Raw genomic sequence first — 15,392 nt, 5'->3', positions numbered from 1 at the left:
CTTATTTAGAATAAATTAAAATTATTTGGTTTTTCGCATTTCACTCTTTACTTTTGCGCTATCAAAAACAATTCTAAATAAAATGAAAACAAAGGCTACGCTGATTATTTTAACTTCATTATTTATTCTCTTATTTTCTAATCCAAGCTGGGCACAGGAAAAAGGGACAATAACAGGACAAGTGAGCTTAAATGACAAACAGTCTCCTGAAAACATTTCTGTTATTCTGAAAGGAACCAGATGGGGTACCATTACAGACGCAAATGGCAATTATAAAATTAAAAATGTAAAGCCCGGAAGTTATACTTTAAAAATTTCGGCTATTGGATACATCGCCAAAGAATTTAAAATAATCTTGTCTTCAGGTCAGGAATTAATTCAAAATGCTGAAATCAATGTTAATTCAGAAGAACTTTCAGGAGTAACCGTTAATAGTAATAAAAAGAACAATTTTGCCAGAAAAGAAAATGTTCAGGTATCACGATTACCTCTGAAAAATCTTGAAAATCCTCAGGTTTATACCACCATCACTTCAGAATTATTAAAAGACCAGGTAGTTACTAATATTGACGACGCCTTAAAAAATGCTCCTGGCATACAGCCACTTTGGACATCAACGGGAAGAGGTTCAGACGGTGCGGGTTATTTTTCTCTACGTGGTTTTGCAGTTCAGCCAAGAGCTCTAAATGGCTTACCGGGATTGTCTAACGGAAGTCTTGATCCGGCAAACATAGACAAGATTGAAGTTATCAAAGGACCCTCTGGAACCTTATTTGGAAGTACTTTAGTTTCGTACGGAGGATTAATCAATATTACTACTAAGACTCCATACGACCGTTTTGGCGGAGAAGTAAATTATACTGCAGGCTCCTACGGATTAAACCGTGTGACAGCTGACATTAACACGCCTCTTAACGAAGAAAAAACAGTTAATTTCAGAATAAATACTGCCTATCACAACGAAAATAGTTTTCAGGATGCAGGATTCAGAAAAGCACTATTTGTAGCTCCATCATTATCTTATAAAGCGTCTGACAGACTTTCATTCTTAATTAATACTGAATTTTTAAGCAATGAAGCGACGAATGCAACAATGTTGTTCCTGACCCGTTCTACTCCACTAAGAGTCAAGAACATGGATGAATTAGGATACGACAACAAGCGCTCTTACACCAGTAATCAATTATCAATTAAAACTCCTTCTTTCAATTTACAAGGGCAAATGTTTTATAAAATAAATGATTCCTGGACTTCACAAACCGCTGTTTCCAGAACATCGGCAAAATCAGAAGGCTATTACAACTATTTATTTGATAGTACAGACGCCCTGTTACCCAATTCAAATGAACGAAAATATGAAGGAATTGACAATGGTCTTGTATTTGAAAGACTTTTAAATTATCAAAACTCAACAACTTTAGCAACCGATATTCAACAAAATTTTATTGGTGATTTCAAAATAGGAAACATGAGAAACCGCATTGTTGCCGGTTTAGATTATTTCAATCGTCAAATTATTGATAATGGTACAGGATATGTACAAAATGGTGCAGTTTATATTGGAGATGATAATTTACAAACGGTTAATCAATCCGTTTTTAAAATCACTAATCCGGCTCAATATATAAGAACAGGAGATAACGGTAAATTGAGTAAAAATGCCACAGATGCCTTATTAGCCGGAGCAACTGTTAATAATTCCAAACAAAAACAGGAAGTATACAGTGCTTATGTATCAGATGTAATCAACTTTTTGCCTAATTTATCTGCTATGGCGAGTTTGCGCGTAGACCGATTTATGAATGCTCAAAACGGAAGTTACAATCAAACAGCACTTTCTCCGAAATTTGGAGTAGTTTTCCAGCCTGTTTTAGATAAAGTATCCCTTTTTGCCAACTATATGAACGGATTTACAAATGTTGCCCCTGCCGAAGACATTAACGGATCCACCAGAACACCAAGAGTTTTTGATCCTGAACACGCAGACCAATTAGAATTTGGAACAAAACTGAATTTATTTGAAGATAAATTATACACAACAATCAGTTACTATAACATTAAAGTTACTGACCGTGTTTATAACATTCGTAACTCAGCAACTGATATTACATACTTTCAGAATGGAGCTCAAAGAAATGAAGGCTTTGAAGCCGAAATTATTGCCAACCCAATTCAGGGATTCAACATTGTTGCAGGTTACAGCTATGTAGATGCCGGAGTAACTAAAGGAGATATTAATACTGTGGGATACAGACCAACAAGTGCTGGTGCTTATAATACAGCTAATTTATGGGCAAGTTACAGATTCCAAAATAATACATTAAAAGGATTTGGTTTAGGATTTGGAGGAAACTATTCCGGTGAAAACAAAATTACTCACGGTCTGGTTACCGGAACATTTACCATACCTGAATATACGGTTCTGAACTCTTCTGTGTTCTATGGAAATGACAAATTCAATTTAACATTAAAAATTGATAACATTGCTAACGTAGATACCTACGACGGATGGTCAACGATTCATCCCAGAAACATGAGAAGCGCGTCAGCCAGTTTCTCTTATAAATTTTAATAGTATAAAAACAAATCAGCTTAGCCAGTCTATTTTCAGCTAAGCTGATTCTAATATATTAAGTTATGATTTCAGTTGTAAGTTTTCTAATCTTCATGGGCTTTTATGCACTTTATTATACTTCGCAAAAAACCTATGTTTCGTATGACAGGCCATATGAGCAATGGATTAAAAAAAATACCAGACCCACTAAATATGTAGGTTTAGTATTGTTGCTGAGTGCTTTTTTTGTTTTATTACTCGAAAAAGCATTAGGTTCAGGAACGCTGATTTACTTCATACTATTAATGACTATCGGAAGCCTGATTATCATTATAAGTCCCTTAAAGATTATAAAACCGTCATTTGTCATTCTACTTTTTACAACGGCCACTTTAATCGAAATGTTATAACTAATTAACCATGCCAGCAAATCCAAAATATTTAACACAATCCAAATGGCAGCGTTTTGCTAAAATAACTGCAGCGATTTTAGGCGGTTATCTGGTCTCTATCAGCTTCCATTTAGCTTTAGCCAGCTGGTTTAACCGAGCCAACATTATTATAACAATGGCTTTTAGTGGTTTTATCCTTTGGGTGGCATTGATGGTAGTGGCATTCTTAGCTAAGAATGGATGGAAAATCTGGCTGATTTACTTAGCATTAAGCCTGCTCTTTTCAGCAATACTATACTTAGGGCAAAATTATAATCCGATAGCACAATAATTATGAATAATAGAAATTACAACATCTTTTTTCATACCCACACTGTCAGTGGAATTGTAATCAGCGTCGTTTTATACGTAATCTTTTTTGCAGGTTCATTTTCATTTTTTAAAGAAGATATTGCAAGCTGGGAAAAAGGAACACCCACTTCAGCAAGTCAAACGATACAATTAAATTTTGATGAGGCTCTGAAAAAATTAGATTCGGCTTATGATTTACAGGGCAGAAACATCAGTTTTTATCAACCTCAGAATAAGCATAGCACAGGAATTTCACTTGAAGCATCAAAAGACAGCCTGGCTTCTGATAAGGCAAAAGAATCAAAATACCTTATCTTAAACAATAAGACTTATCAAACATCGACCTATGAGGAATCATACAATCTGGGCGAGTTTATTTATCGTTTGCATTTTCTGGCACAAATTCCCTATCCTGTAGGTTATTATCTGTCCGGATTTATTGCTCTGTTTTTTCTTTTTGCCATTGTCACCGGAGTTTTATTACATTGGAAAAAAATTATTTCCAGCTTTTATGTTTTTCGTCCAAAAGAAAAATTAAAAACCTGGTGGACCGACGCACATACTTCTCTGGGAATGCTGGGTTTACCATTCCAGTTTGTATATGCAGTAACGGGTGCTTTTTTTATGATAAAATTAGTCATTGTAGCTCCCAGCGTTCAATTGCTTTATCAGGGAGATCAGAAAAAATTATATACAGAATTACAATATTCCGGCACTGATTATCCATTTGAACACAAAGCATTAACCAAACCGTTCAGTATCAAGGAAATGGTTGTAAATACTAAGAAAAACTGGGATGATTTTAATATTACCCGTGTAGAAATTCAAAACTATGGGGATGCTAACATGCACGTAACTGTAAAAGGAGAAATCGAATATGATAAAAAATTTACCGGTGCTGGTGAAGTAGTTTATAAAGTTGCCACCGGGGAGATCGTATCTAAAAAAAATCCTCTGACACAAACCACCTATTTAGATTGTGTAAAAAACATTTTGTATCGCATTCATTTTGGCGACTATGGCGGTTATGGTTTAAAAATAATCAGTTTTTTATTGGGAATTTTATCCTGTTTTGTAATCATTTCAGGAGTTATGATTTGGTTGGTTGCAAGAAATAAGAAAAGTATCCCTGAGAAAAAAAGACGTTTCAATGAAGTTGTAGTCCGCATTTATTTGGCGATTTGCCTGAGCATGCTGCCGGTTACCGCATTTACCTTTATTATTGCTAAAATGTATTATCCTCTAGGCAGAGACAATACGTATTCAGTATATTTTATCAGCTGGTTACTTTTAAGCATCTTTTTTATTCTAAAGAAAAACAATCGTTTTACTAATCAGTTTTGTTTAATTTCGGGAAGTATACTGGGTTTTATGATTCCTGTTGTAAATGGTATCAAAACAGGAAACTGGTTTTGGATAGCTTATAACAACAATCAATTTCAAACGTTTTTTATAGATGTTTTCTGGATTATACTCTCGACAATAACTTTATATGCCAGCTTTAAATTAAAAAGTAATAAAGAAAAAAAATAATGAAGCTAAAAAAAAGGCTTTTCCTAAATTCAGGAAAAGCCTTTTTTTGAATCAACAATTGCACATTTAATCAATGTTCACTATTGCTTCTTTTTTCCAGTTTTTTACAGAGGCAATTTTATTATCAGCATAATCCACTTCGCTTAGAGTTGAAGCATTCCAGTGGAACCATTTCCCCACTTTTTCTCCTTTTTTGTACTCAGCAATAGCTAATTTGTTTCCTTCTTTATCATAGGAAACCCATTTTCCGTCTAATTTTCCGTCTTTATAAAAACCTGTTTGCTGCACTTGTCCGTTTTCATAAAAATAAGTTGCTTTTACTTTGTTTCCTACTGCTTCTAATTGTGGTTTAGGTGCTTGTGCAAAAATCATCCCTGTAATTAAAATTGCTCCGATAACTATATATTTTTTCATAATGTAAAATTTTACGTGGTTTCTTTTATCAAAATTACATATTAATTTACATTTAAAAAACAATTTGGTAACAATTTAGTAACATTGGATAAAAACTTAACATTGGAAATTAAAACTACTTATTACCAACTGCTATTAAAAAATCAATTTTCTCAATTCAATGTACATAATTAGTTCTAAATTTGCAGCCGGTCTTTAAACGGACTTACAAATCAAATAATTAAATTTTTCAAGAATGTATAGAAGTCATAACTGTGGCGAGTTAAACGCCTCACATATAAACACCGAAGTTACACTTGCGGGTTGGGTTCAGAAATCACGTGATAAAGGATTCATGAATTGGGTAGATTTAAGAGACCGTTATGGAATAACACAATTAATTTTCGACGAAAGTCGTTCTGAAAAAACAGTATTTGAATTAGCAAAAACTCTTGGAAGAGAATTTGTAATTCAGGTAAAAGGAACTGTTATTGAGCGTGAAGCTAAAAATAAAAATATCCCAACGGGTGAAATCGAAATTTTAGTTTCTGAGTTAAACATTCTAAACAGCGCTTTAACACCTCCTTTTACAATTGAAGATGAAACAGATGGTGGGGAAGACATCCGAATGAAATACCGCTACCTTGATATCAGAAGAAATCCGGTAAAAAACAGTTTATTATTCCGTCACAAAGTAGCGATGGAAGTGCGTAAATATTTATCTGATTTGGATTTCTGCGAAGTAGAAACGCCTTATTTAATTAAATCGACTCCGGAAGGAGCTCGAGATTTTGTAGTACCTTCCCGCATGAATGAAGGACAATTTTACGCTTTACCACAATCCCCACAAACCTTCAAACAATTATTGATGGTAGGTGGAATGGATAAATATTTCCAGATTGTGAAATGTTTCCGTGACGAAGATTTGCGTGCCGACCGTCAACCTGAGTTTACTCAAATTGACTGCGAAATGGCATTTGTGGAACAAGAAGACATTTTAAATATTTTCGAAGGGCTAACACGTCATTTGCTAAAAGAAATAAAAGGAGTTGAAGTGGACAAATTCCCTCGTATGACCTATGAACATGCGATGAAAACTTATGGAAACGACAAACCGGATATCCGTTTTGGGATGGAATTTGGTGAATTGAACGAATTTGCACAACACAAAGAATTCCCAGTTTTCAATACTGCCGAATTAGTAGTAGGAATTGCAGTTCCGGGAGCAGGAAGTTACACCAGAAAAGAAATTGACGCCTTAATTGACTGGGTAAAACGTCCTCAGGTCGGTGCAAGCGGAATGGTGTATGTAAAATGTAATGAAGACGGAAGCTTTAAATCATCTGTAGATAAATTCTATGATCAAGAAGATTTAGGAAATTGGGCAAAAGTTACTGGTGCAAAAGCCGGAGACATGATTTTTGTACTTTCAGGACCTGCTAACAAAACCAGAGCACAATTAAGTGCTTTGAGAATGGAATTAGCTACTCGTTTAGGATTACGCAATCCGGATGTTTTTGCACCACTTTGGGTTGTTGATTTCCCTTTATTAGAGTTTGATGAAGAAAGCGGTCGTTATCATGCGATGCACCACCCCTTCACTTCTCCCAAACCGGAAGATATTACTTTATTAGAAACCGAGCCCGGAAAAGTTCGTGCCAATGCATACGACATGGTTTTAAACGGAAACGAAATTGGTGGTGGATCAATTCGTATTCACGATAAAGCTACGCAACAATTGATGTTTAAATATTTAGGATTCTCCGATGAAGAAGCAAAAGCACAATTTGGCTTCCTGATGGATGCTTTCCAGTTTGGAGCACCACCACACGGAGGACTTGCTTTTGGATTGGATCGCTTAGTGGCTATTTTAGGTGGACAGGAAACTATTCGCGACTTTATTGCTTTCCCAAAAAACAACTCCGGAAGAGATGTAATGATTGATGCGCCTTCAGCCATTGACAGCACACAATTAAAGGAATTACGCATTCAATTGGATTTATAATAAATATCTTTCGAAACGCACTGAATAGGCTGAATATCAATTATTTTATTAAAAAAATTGATATTAATCATTTTCGTATTGTATTAAACATTACATTTGCCTTATTATAAATTATTATTACTATTACAATGCGTACAGGTACAGTTAAATTTTTCAATGAATCAAAAGGTTACGGATTCATTACAGACGAAGAAACAGGAAAAGACATTTTTGTTCACGCTTCAGGAATCAACGCGGAAGAATTACGCGAAGGTGACAGAGTTAGCTACGAAGAAGAAGAAGGAAGAAAAGGAAAAGTTGCTGCTAAAGTTGCAGTAATCTAAACAAAATATTTTTTTGTTACGAATGCTCAAAGCGTCCCGATAATATCGGGACGCTTTTTTTTATAATTAAAAGTTAAATTTTTAGTTTTTTTTAAGAAACACAGAAATCCTTATTTATAATCATTAAAAACTACCGAAAAACTCCTTCAAAACCAATATGATTTTACATTCACTGCTTGTGATTTATAACATTGAAGCATATCTTTGTGACTTATTTTAGCACAAATATTTTATTATGCAATCAGAACAGTTCAATTATTTTCCTATTTTAATGCAAGCCTTACTTGCTGTGGGCTTCGTAGTAGCCACCATCCTTATTTCCGGGAAATTAGGCCCTAAAAGAAAATCAGTTATAAAAGACAAAAATTTTGAGTGTGGAATTGAATCTGTGGGAAATGCACGTATCCCTTTTTCAGTAAAATACTTCCTGGTCGCTATTTTATTTGTTCTATTTGATATTGAAGTAATTTTCTTATATCCCTGGGCTATTAATTTCAAAGAACTGGGAATAGAAGGAATGATAAAAATGATTGTGTTTATGGCTTTACTTTTAGTTGGTTTTTTCTATATCATCAAAAAGAAAGCTTTACAATGGGAATAAAGAAATATTAGATTTCAGATTGTAGATTTTAGATTTTTTTGATTTAGAATTTTAGATTTGAAAAGTAAATTTCTCAAAATATAATATTGATTTTTAAATATTGATTTCATTTTTAAGGTTTTCCAAATCTGAAATCTAAAATCTAAAATAAATGAGCGATTCAAAGATAAATATGGTTGCCCCTCCGGAAGGTGTTGTTGGTGAAGGTTTTTTTGCTACAAAACTGAATGATGTTGTAGGATTGGCACGTGCTAATTCACTTTGGCCATTACCTTTTGCAACTTCTTGTTGCGGTATTGAATTCATGGCTACTATGGCATCTCATTATGACCTGGCACGATTTGGTTCAGAGCGTGTAAGTTTTTCTCCTCGCCAGGCTGATATGTTATTAGTGATGGGAACAATTTCTAAAAAAATGGCTCCGATTTTGCGTCAGGTTTACGAGCAAATGTCTGAACCCAGATGGGTTATTGCCGTTGGGGCTTGTGCATCCTCAGGAGGAATATTTGACACATACTCTGTTCTTCAGGGAATTGACAAAGTAATTCCGGTTGATGTATATGTTCCGGGTTGTCCTCCAAGACCGGAACAAATTGTAGATGGTGTAATGAAATTGCAAGAACTGGTAAAAACAGAATCTGTAAGAAGAAGAAGTTCGCCGGAGTATCAAGAATTATTAGCTTCTTATAATATCAAATAAAATGGCATTAGAAAACACCGCTATTCAGGAAAAATTAGTAACTGCTTTCGCTGAGAATGTAGTTAACTTCCAACAGGAAAGAGATATTTTTTCTTTCGAAATGAATGCAAATACTAACACCGCTATCATTTTATTTTTAAAAAACGATCCCGAATTACGTTTTCATTTCTTAACTGATTTATGCGGTATTCATTACCCTGACAATCCGATTGAAAAGCAATTTGCAGTAGTTTACCATTTGCACAATTGGTATGAAAATAAACGAATCCGAATTAAAGCTTTTCTGAACTCAGAAAACCCTGAAATAAAAACAGTTTCTAATATTTTCTTAACCGCTAACTGGATGGAAAGAGAAACTTATGATTTTTTCGGCATTAACTTTATTGGTCATCCTCAGTTAAAACGTATTTTAAACATGGATGAAATGATTTCTTTCCCAATGCGTAAAGAATTTCCAATGGAAGATGGTGGAAGAACCGATAAAGACGACCGATTCTTCGGAAGAACAATAGACAATTGCTAAAAATAAAATATATAATTTTTCACATTCTATAAATGTCAGAACTATTATTACCACCAGAGCATCGCTATGCTAAAATAATAAAAGAGCAACTAAACGAAGACGGAAACGAGCTTTCTATCCTGAATTTAGGTCCGACTCACCCGGCCACTCACGGAATTTTCCAAAATATTCTGCTGATGGATGGAGAACGAATTTTAGATGCTGAACCAACTATTGGTTATATTCATCGTGCTTTTGAGAAAATTGCCGAAAATCGTCCGTTTTACCAAATTACTCCTCTTACTGACCGAATGAACTATTGCTCTTCTCCTATCAACAACATGGGATGGTGGATGACATTAGAAAAATTATTGGGTGTTGAAGTTCCTAAAAGAGCACAATATCTAAGAGTTATCGTAATGGAATTAGCCAGAATTACTGATCACCTGATTTGTAATTCGATTTTGGGAGTAGATACCGGTGCATATACAGGCTTTCTTTATGTTTTCCAGTTTAGAGAAAAAGTATACGAAATATATGAAGAAATTTGCGGTGCCCGTTTAACTACTAATATGGGGAGAATTGGTGGTTTTGAAAGAGACTGGTCTCCTAAAGCTTTTGAATTATTAAATACTTTTCTGGAAGAATTTCCAGTTGCCTGGAAGGAATTTGAGAATCTGTTTGAAAGAAACAGAATTTTTATAGACCGTACTGTAAATGTAGGTGCAATTTCAGCCGAAAAAGCAATGGCTTACGGATTTACAGGACCTAACTTACGTGCTGCAGGTGTTGATTATGATGTACGTGTTGCACAACCATATAGTTCTTACGAAGATTTTGATTTTAAAGTCCCAGTAGGAAAATCAGGTGATACTTACGATCGTTTTTGTGTTCGTAATGCCGAAGTTTGGGAAAGTTTGAGTATCATTCGTCAGGCATTGGATAAAATGCCGGAAGGAAATGAATACCACGCCGAAGTTCCTGATTACTACTTGCCTCCTAAAGAAGATGTTTACAACAATATGGAATCTTTAATCTATCATTTCAAAATTGTAATGGGTGAAGTTCCAGTTCCCGTCGCCGAAATTTATCATCCGGTAGAAGGAGGAAATGGAGAATTAGGTTTCTATTTAGTAACTGATGGTAGTCGTACTCCATACAGATTGCATTTTAGAAGACCTTGTTTCATTTATTACCAGGCATATCCCGAAATGATTAAAGGCGCATTATTATCAGATGCCATTGTTATTTTATCCAGTTTAAATGTAATAGCCGGAGAATTAGACGCATAAATTATGGAACGTACACATTACAAACAAGAAATAAACATGACGGAATCATTGATGACTCGCATCAGTGAATTACTAAGTCATTATCCTGAAGATAAGAAAAAATCGGCTTTGTTGCCTGTTTTACATGAAGTACAAGATGCACATGACAACTGGCTGAGCATTGAATTGATGGATAAGGTTGCTGAAATTCTTGAAATATTACCTATTGAAGTTTACGAAGTAGCTACTTTCTATACCATGTACAACCTGAAACCGATTGGGAAATACATGTTTGAATTTTGCCAGACATCCTGCTGCTGCCTGAGAGGAACCGAAGATTTAATGGATTATACCTGCGAAAAGCTAGGCGTGGGCATTGGCGAAACTACTGCTGACGGACTTTTTGAAGTAAGAGGTGTAGAATGTCTGGGTGCTTGTGGCTATGCTCCAATGATGCAATTGGGGGATTTCTATAAAGAACACTTAACCAGAGAAAAAATCGATCAGATTATTGCTGATTGCCGAGATAATAAAATAATATTACACGATAAATAAGATGTCAAAAAAAATATTATTAGACAAAATCAACATTCCGGGGATTAAAACCTACGAAGTTTACCGCCAGCACGGAGGTTATGCTTCTGTAGAAAAAGCTATGAAATCAATGACTCCTGACGAAGTGGTTGAGGAAGTGAAAAAATCAGGACTTCGTGGTCGTGGTGGAGCGGGTTTCCCAGCCGGAATGAAATGGAGTTTTATTGATAAAAAATCAGGAAAACCAAGACATCTGGTGTGTAATGCCGATGAGTCAGAACCAGGAACATTCAAAGATCGCTATTTGATGGAATTTATTCCTCACTTATTGATTGAAGGAATGATTACTTCCAGTTTTGCATTGGGTGCAAACCGTTCTTATATCTACATTCGCGGAGAGTACATGTGGATTTTTAAAATATTAGAAAGAGCCATTGCCGAAGCGAAAGCTGCAGGCTGGTTAGGGAAAAATATTTTAGGAACAGGTTACGATTTAGAATTACATGTTCACTGCGGAGCTGGAGCTTATATCTGTGGAGAAGAAACTGCTTTGATTGAATCTTTAGAAGGTAAAAGAGGTAATCCACGTATCAAACCACCATTCCCGGCTGTTTCCGGACTTTGGGCAAATCCAACAGTGGTGAACAACGTAGAAACGATTGCAGCAGTACCATGGATTGTAAACAATTCTGGTGATGATTATGCTAAAATTGGAATTGGAAGATCTACAGGAACTAAATTAATATCAGCTTCCGGACATGTTAAAAACCCTGGAGTTTACGAAATAGAATTAGGATTAAGCGTTGATGAATTCATGAATTCTGACGAATATTTAGGCGGAATGAGTTCGAACAGACCTTTGAAAGCTTTAGTTCCGGGAGGTTCATCAGTGCCAATTTTACCAGCCGATTTGATTTTCAAAACAGCCAACGGTGAAGATCGCTTAATGACTTACGAATCCTTGAGTGACGGAGGTTTTGCTACAGGATCTATGTTAGGTTCTGGTGGATTCATTGTTTATGATGATACGGCTTGTATTGTACGCAACACTTGGAATTTCTCTCGTTTTTACCACCATGAATCTTGCGGACAATGTACGCCTTGCCGTGAAGGAACTGGATGGTTAGAAAAAGTATTGTGGCGTATTGAAAACGGTCAGGGTCGCGAAGAAGATATTGATTTGTTATGGAGTATTCAATCTAAAATTGAAGGAAACACAATTTGCCCATTAGGTGACGCGGCTTCATGGCCGGTAGCGGCAGCCATTCGTCATTTTAGAGACGAATTTGAATATCATGTTCGTTTTCCGGAAAGAATAAAGAACAGAAATCATTTTGTTGCTGAGCCTTTTGAAAAAGTAAAACATTTGGTTAGTAAACAAACAGTATAAAAGTTTGTAATCATGAAGAAATTATTTTTTGTTTTATTTGTTTACTTTTTAAATTTTCAGGTATTTGCTCAAAAATTTAAGGGATACTATATAACAAACAGTAGTGACACTATTCAATGTAGTTTTGATGTTGAAGTAAATATTTTTGACCGTAAAGATTTTGAAAGATACTCCGTTAAAAATAAAGTGAAAATATTAAATAATGAAGGACAAAAGATACTTTTTAAACCGAATGAAATTCAATCTTTCTTTATAAAAGGGACAAAAACTGGAGATTATAAATTTGTAAGTTTATCAGGTAATAAATTTTTTTATCACGAATTAGTGAATGGAAAATTATCTTTTTATAAAGTATATAGACATAATTCAGGTGGTGCTCTAGGGGCTTTAGCATCTGAAGAGTATTATTTATTAAAAGATGAAAAACTTGTTCAAATAAATCCTTTAAATTTAAGAAAAGGATTAGGTAAACAAATAGAAGATTATCCAGAATTATATCAAAAATGGATGGATTCAAATAAATATTATAGATTAAATCAATTTGAAGAAGTTGTAAAATTATACAATCAACATTTTGAAAAATAAAAATTGCAAAAATTTTCAGATAAATTTTGAAGTCAAACAACTTAGAACTTTAAATCTGAAACTTTAAACAAAATAAAAATGAAAGTAACAATAGACGGTCAAGAAATTGAAGTTGAAGCAGGAACAACCATCTTGCAGGCGGCTCGTATGATAGGAGGAGAATCAGTTCCACCTGCTATGTGCTATTATTCGAAACTAAAAGGGAGCGGCGGAAAATGCCGTTGTTGTTTAGTCGAAGTTGCCAAAGGTAGTGATGCTGATCCAAGACCAATGCCTAAATTAATGGCATCTTGTGTAACAGGATGTATGGACGGTATGGAAGTGAATAGTAAAAATTCGGATCGGGTGCGTGAAGCACGTCAGTCGGTGACAGAATTTTTATTAATCAATCACCCTTTGGATTGTCCAATTTGTGATCAGGCCGGAGAGTGTGACTTACAGGATTTAAGCTTTGAGCACGGAAAATCGAAGACTCGTTTTATTGAAGAAAAAAGAACATTTGAACCGGAAGATATCGGTCCAAACATTCAGCTTCATATGAACCGCTGCATATTATGTCAGCGTTGTGTGCAAGTAGCGGATCAATTGACAGATAACAGAGTTCATGGAGTTTTAGACCGTGGCGATCATGCTAATATTTCGACTTGTATTTCTAAGGCTATTGACAATGAATTTTCAGGAAATATGATTGATGTATGCCCTGTAGGTGCATTGACGGATAAAACGTTCCGATTCAAATCAAGAGTCTGGTTCAACAAACCGTACAACGCTCATAGAGAATGTACAACTCCGGGTTGTTGTGGAAAAACTACGGTTTGGATGTTTGGAGACGAAATTCAAAGAGTTACGGGGCGTAAAGATCAATACCATGAAGTAGAGGATTTTATCTGTAACGAATGTCGTTTTGACCACAAAGACCCTGCTGACTGGGTAATTGAAGGACCAAGAAAATTTGATAAAGATTCGGTAATTAATCAGAATAATTATACTCAAAAATTAGATACCGTTCGTATAGCTACCGAAGAAGGAATTCTGAAAGGAAGAGAGCAAGACCGTAAAAAAATCAGTATGACTGCTATACCTTTAGATAAAGAAGAGCAGGAAGAATTTAAAAATGGTAATCTGTAAAAAATGGACAGTACAATTATTATAGAAAAAAGTGTTATCATTCTGGTTGTCTTTGCCATCACGATGGTTATGGCAATGTATTCTACACTTGCAGAAAGAAAAGTTGCAGCCTGGTTGCAGGATCGTATTGGTCCTAACAGAGCTGGAAAAGGCGGTATACTACAACCACTTGCAGATGGTTTAAAATTATTTTCAAAAGAGGAATTTGAACCTGATACTCCAAACAGATTCCTGTTTTTTGTAGGTCCGGCAGTAGCAATGAGTACAGCTTTAATGACCAGTGCCGTAATACCATGGGGAGATCATTTCCATCTTTTTGGAAGAGATATTATCCTTCAGGCTTCTGACATTGACAATGCTTTGTTATACATTTTTGCTATACTTTCTATTGGTGTTTACGGCATCATGATTGGTGGATGGGCATCTAATAACAAGTTCTCTTTAATGGGAGCGGTTCGTGCGGGATCTCAAATGGTTTCTTATGAAATTGCCATGGGCTTATCCATGATTGCATTATTAATGATGACAGGAACATTAAGCTTAAGAGAAATTAGTTTACAGCAATCGGGAATGAGCTGGAATGTATTTTACCAACCGCTTTCCTTCTTAATCTTTCTGATTTGTTCTTTTGCAGAAACAAACAGAACTCCTTTTGACTTAGCGGAATGCGAAAGTGAATTAATTGGTGGTTATCATACTGAATATTCATCTATGAAAATGGGATTCTACTTATTTGCTGAATATGCGAGTATGTTTATCTCATCTACTATTCTTGCTGTATTATTCTTTGGAGGTTATAACTATCCGGGAATGAGCTGGGCGGTAGAAAATTGGGGAGTCAATTTAGCAAACCTAATAGGAATTGCAGTATTATTTGCAAAAATATGTTTCTTCATCTTTTTCTATATGTGGGTAAGATGGACTATTCCAAGATTCAGATACGATCAATTGATGAATTTAGGATGGAAAATATTAATTCCGTTATCGATTATCAATATTGTGATTACAGGAATCGTAATTTTGAGACACGAATTAGCCGTATTTTTAGGATTTTAAATTATAGCAAAGAGTAGCACTAGCCCTGATTGAAGCGGCATCCTTTAATTTTTTTCTTTAAAAAATTAAAGATA

General features: G+C 35.1%; 16 protein-coding genes. 15 read left to right on the top strand and 1 reads right to left on the bottom strand.

Annotation, left to right across the window (positions count from 1 at the left end):
• The first annotated feature begins 82 nt into the window (after positions 1-82).
• The 4 genes from ABS764_RS09565 (at position 83) to ABS764_RS09550 (ending at position 4,830) form a co-directional block, all read left to right on the top strand.
• Complete coding sequence (locus ABS764_RS09565) at positions 83-2,572, top strand: TonB-dependent receptor domain-containing protein (protein ID WP_408081566.1); 2,490 nt, start codon at positions 83-85, stop codon at positions 2,570-2,572.
• A gap of 65 nt (positions 2,573-2,637) precedes the next feature.
• Positions 2,638-2,964, top strand: coding sequence for a hypothetical protein (locus ABS764_RS09560; protein WP_408081565.1), 327 nt, complete (start codon positions 2,638-2,640; stop codon positions 2,962-2,964).
• A gap of 10 nt (positions 2,965-2,974) precedes the next feature.
• On the top strand, positions 2,975-3,277 hold the full coding sequence (locus ABS764_RS09555; RefSeq protein ID WP_408081564.1) for a hypothetical protein: 303 nt from the start codon (positions 2,975-2,977) through the stop codon (positions 3,275-3,277).
• Positions 3,278-3,279: 2 nt separating this feature from the next.
• Positions 3,280-4,830, top strand: coding sequence for a PepSY-associated TM helix domain-containing protein (locus tag ABS764_RS09550; protein ID WP_408081563.1), 1,551 nt, complete (start codon positions 3,280-3,282; stop codon positions 4,828-4,830).
• A gap of 66 nt (positions 4,831-4,896) precedes the next feature.
• Here the strand turns inward: ABS764_RS09550 and ABS764_RS09545 are convergent, their stop codons facing one another.
• Complete coding sequence (locus tag ABS764_RS09545) at positions 4,897-5,244, bottom strand: toxin-antitoxin system YwqK family antitoxin (RefSeq protein WP_408081562.1); 348 nt, start codon at positions 5,242-5,244, stop codon at positions 4,897-4,899.
• Positions 5,245-5,479: 235 nt separating this feature from the next.
• Here ABS764_RS09545 and aspS point away from each other — a divergent pair, with 235 nt between their 5' ends.
• The 11 genes from aspS to nuoH all read left to right on the top strand — a co-directional run bounded on the left by aspS (position 5,480) and on the right by nuoH (position 15,318).
• Positions 5,480-7,228 (top strand): aspartate--tRNA ligase, encoded by a 1,749-nt coding sequence (aspS, locus tag ABS764_RS09540; RefSeq protein WP_408081561.1) that lies wholly within the window; start codon positions 5,480-5,482, stop codon positions 7,226-7,228.
• Positions 7,229-7,356: 128 nt separating this feature from the next.
• Positions 7,357-7,551 carry a cold-shock protein gene (locus ABS764_RS09535; protein WP_007137066.1) on the top strand — a complete coding sequence of 65 codons (195 nt, stop codon included), beginning with the start codon at positions 7,357-7,359 and terminating at the stop codon, positions 7,549-7,551.
• A gap of 235 nt (positions 7,552-7,786) precedes the next feature.
• Positions 7,787-8,152, top strand: coding sequence for an NADH-quinone oxidoreductase subunit A (locus ABS764_RS09530; RefSeq protein ID WP_408081560.1), 366 nt, complete (start codon positions 7,787-7,789; stop codon positions 8,150-8,152).
• Positions 8,153-8,303: 151 nt separating this feature from the next.
• A complete protein-coding gene (locus ABS764_RS09525) occupies positions 8,304-8,852 on the top strand; it encodes an NADH-quinone oxidoreductase subunit B (protein WP_373390370.1) in 549 nt (182 codons plus the stop codon).
• A 1-nt stretch (position 8,853) separates the two neighbouring features.
• Positions 8,854-9,375: an NADH-quinone oxidoreductase subunit C gene (locus tag ABS764_RS09520; protein ID WP_408081559.1), complete on the top strand. Its 522-nt coding sequence runs from the start codon at positions 8,854-8,856 to the stop codon at positions 9,373-9,375.
• A gap of 32 nt (positions 9,376-9,407) precedes the next feature.
• Complete coding sequence (locus ABS764_RS09515; protein ID WP_408081558.1) at positions 9,408-10,646, top strand: NADH-quinone oxidoreductase subunit D; 1,239 nt, start codon at positions 9,408-9,410, stop codon at positions 10,644-10,646.
• Positions 10,647-10,649: 3 nt separating this feature from the next.
• Positions 10,650-11,180 (top strand): complex I 24 kDa subunit family protein, encoded by a 531-nt coding sequence (locus ABS764_RS09510; protein ID WP_408081557.1) that lies wholly within the window; start codon positions 10,650-10,652, stop codon positions 11,178-11,180.
• A gap of 1 nt (position 11,181) precedes the next feature.
• Entirely contained in the window at positions 11,182-12,549 is a 1,368-nt protein-coding gene (gene nuoF / locus ABS764_RS09505; protein WP_408081556.1) for an NADH-quinone oxidoreductase subunit NuoF, read from the top strand.
• 12 nt (positions 12,550-12,561) lie between these two features.
• The gene (locus ABS764_RS09500) at positions 12,562-13,134 is read left to right on the top strand and encodes a hypothetical protein (protein WP_408081555.1); all 573 of its coding nucleotides are present in this window, start codon (positions 12,562-12,564) and stop codon (positions 13,132-13,134) included.
• 78 nt (positions 13,135-13,212) lie between these two features.
• Positions 13,213-14,262, top strand: a complete 1,050-nt coding sequence (locus ABS764_RS09495; protein WP_408081554.1) for a 2Fe-2S iron-sulfur cluster-binding protein — start codon at positions 13,213-13,215, stop codon at positions 14,260-14,262.
• A 3-nt stretch (positions 14,263-14,265) separates the two neighbouring features.
• Positions 14,266-15,318, top strand: a complete 1,053-nt coding sequence (nuoH, locus tag ABS764_RS09490) for an NADH-quinone oxidoreductase subunit NuoH (RefSeq protein WP_408081553.1) — start codon at positions 14,266-14,268, stop codon at positions 15,316-15,318.
• The last annotated feature ends 74 nt before the right edge of the window (positions 15,319-15,392 follow it).

Origin of the sequence: Flavobacterium plantiphilum (assembly GCF_046000495.1) — a bacterium.
In the GTDB taxonomy this organism is placed as follows: domain Bacteria; phylum Bacteroidota; class Bacteroidia; order Flavobacteriales; family Flavobacteriaceae; genus Flavobacterium; species Flavobacterium plantiphilum.
This window is presented reverse-complemented; position numbering and strand designations above follow the sequence as displayed.

Bases quoted from the DNA above. Each gene is read 5' to 3' on its own strand.
- ABS764_RS09565 (WP_408081566.1), top strand. From the start codon at position 83: ATGAAAACAAAGGCTACGCTGATTATTTTAACTTCATTATTTATTCTC.
- ABS764_RS09560 (WP_408081565.1), top strand. From the start codon at position 2,638: ATGATTTCAGTTGTAAGTTTTCTAATCTTCATGGGCTTTTATGCACTT.
- ABS764_RS09555 (WP_408081564.1), top strand. From the start codon at position 2,975: ATGCCAGCAAATCCAAAATATTTAACACAATCCAAATGGCAGCGTTTT.
- ABS764_RS09550 (WP_408081563.1), top strand. From the start codon at position 3,280: ATGAATAATAGAAATTACAACATCTTTTTTCATACCCACACTGTCAGT.
- ABS764_RS09545 (WP_408081562.1), bottom strand. From the start codon at position 5,244: ATGAAAAAATATATAGTTATCGGAGCAATTTTAATTACAGGGATGATT.
- aspS (WP_408081561.1), top strand. From the start codon at position 5,480: ATGTATAGAAGTCATAACTGTGGCGAGTTAAACGCCTCACATATAAAC.
- ABS764_RS09535 (WP_007137066.1), top strand. From the start codon at position 7,357: ATGCGTACAGGTACAGTTAAATTTTTCAATGAATCAAAAGGTTACGGA.
- ABS764_RS09530 (WP_408081560.1), top strand. From the start codon at position 7,787: ATGCAATCAGAACAGTTCAATTATTTTCCTATTTTAATGCAAGCCTTA.
- ABS764_RS09525 (WP_373390370.1), top strand. From the start codon at position 8,304: ATGAGCGATTCAAAGATAAATATGGTTGCCCCTCCGGAAGGTGTTGTT.
- ABS764_RS09520 (WP_408081559.1), top strand. From the start codon at position 8,854: ATGGCATTAGAAAACACCGCTATTCAGGAAAAATTAGTAACTGCTTTC.
- ABS764_RS09515 (WP_408081558.1), top strand. From the start codon at position 9,408: ATGTCAGAACTATTATTACCACCAGAGCATCGCTATGCTAAAATAATA.
- ABS764_RS09510 (WP_408081557.1), top strand. From the start codon at position 10,650: ATGGAACGTACACATTACAAACAAGAAATAAACATGACGGAATCATTG.
- nuoF (WP_408081556.1), top strand. From the start codon at position 11,182: ATGTCAAAAAAAATATTATTAGACAAAATCAACATTCCGGGGATTAAA.
- ABS764_RS09500 (WP_408081555.1), top strand. From the start codon at position 12,562: ATGAAGAAATTATTTTTTGTTTTATTTGTTTACTTTTTAAATTTTCAG.
- ABS764_RS09495 (WP_408081554.1), top strand. From the start codon at position 13,213: ATGAAAGTAACAATAGACGGTCAAGAAATTGAAGTTGAAGCAGGAACA.
- nuoH (WP_408081553.1), top strand. From the start codon at position 14,266: ATGGACAGTACAATTATTATAGAAAAAAGTGTTATCATTCTGGTTGTC.